Source organism: Neobacillus drentensis (assembly GCF_036966985.1).
In the GTDB taxonomy this organism is placed as follows: domain Bacteria; phylum Bacillota; class Bacilli; order Bacillales; family Cytobacillaceae; genus Neobacillus; species Neobacillus drentensis_E.
On record NZ_JBALSN010000183.1, the window covers coordinates 1 to 354 of the forward strand.

The 354-nt window shown below is 38.4% G+C and carries 1 protein-coding gene; it reads left to right on the forward strand.

Annotation, left to right across the window (positions count from 1 at the left end; all coding sequences use genetic code 11):
* Positions 1-295 (forward strand): aminotransferase class IV (locus V7659_RS12395; protein WP_335540290.1); only part of this gene is annotated, 295 nt, incomplete at its 5' end.
* Between the last annotated feature and the right edge of the window lie 59 nt (positions 296-354).

Consider the following 354-nt stretch of genomic DNA (forward strand, 5'->3'; position numbering starts at 1 on the left):
CACACATCAATCGGATAACTTAATCTTAAAAGGAATTACAAAAGATGTGATTTTGCAGGTCTGCGAAAGAAATAACATTGTTGTTGAGGAACGAACATTTACACTTGATGAACTTATTAATGCTGAGGAAGTGTTCCTTTCAAGTACGACGGCAGAGGTAATGCCGATTATTGAAGTGGATGGGAAGCGTGTAAGGGATGGCTTGCCTGGTCCTGTCACCAAAAGACTGCAGGAATTCTTTGAGCAAGAAATTGAAAAACAATGCGGAGCTCTTAAGGACAAGATTCTTTTTTAGAAATGAAGACGTGAACACAGAAAGTGTCCACGTCTTTTTACAATGATAAGTTTTTGAAC